The 645-nt window shown below is 76.1% G+C and carries 1 pseudogene; it reads right to left on the bottom strand.

The annotated features are described in order from the left end of the window. Positions 1-35: 35 nt before the first annotated feature. Positions 36-645 (bottom strand): annotated as a pseudogene (locus IH13_RS0107185) (VOC family protein); the annotation flags it as partial.

Consider the following 645-nt stretch of genomic DNA (forward strand, 5'->3'; position numbering starts at 1 on the left):
ACGGCCGGGGCGGTCACGGCCGGCAGCGGCTCCGCTCAGGGGGCCGAAGGCGCCCCGTGCCACCTCCACGAGGTGACCCGCTCGCGGCCCGGAAGATCCGCGCGGCCGGTGGACCACAGCAGGACGGTCCACCGGTCGGCGTCGTCCGGGGCGTCCGGGAAGAGCCGGGCCAGCACCCGGTCGCACAGGTCGGCGGGCGGGGCCCAGGAGAGCGACAGCCCGGCGGCGACGTCGTGGGTGTGCACGAGGGTCTCCACCACACCCATCGCGGCGAAGCCCTCCGGGTCGGAGGCACCGTACGAGTGGAAGGAACGCAGAGCGGGAGAGGCCGTCCGCACCATCGCGGCCAGGAGCGCACCGCTCGCCTCCAGGGTCTGGAGCAGCCCCGCGGTCCCCGCCTCCGGGTCCGCGAAGACCGCGTTCCAGGGGCCGCCCTCGCGCTCCGGGGCCCAGCGGTAGGGAACACCGGCCCGCGTCGAGGGCGTGCGCGGGCCGAGCTGGACGGCGTACGAGAAGAGGTCGTCGCTCAGGTGCTCCACGGTCTCCCAGCAGTCCCACAGCAACGACCCTGCCGGGACACGCCAGTCGGCCGCCGGGGACGCCGCGAGCGTGTCGGCCGCGAGCCGCACCGCCAGCGTCACGTCG

The sequence above is a fragment of the Streptomyces sp. NRRL WC-3549 genome, assembly GCF_000721935.1.
Taxonomy (GTDB): domain Bacteria; phylum Actinomycetota; class Actinomycetes; order Streptomycetales; family Streptomycetaceae; genus Streptomyces.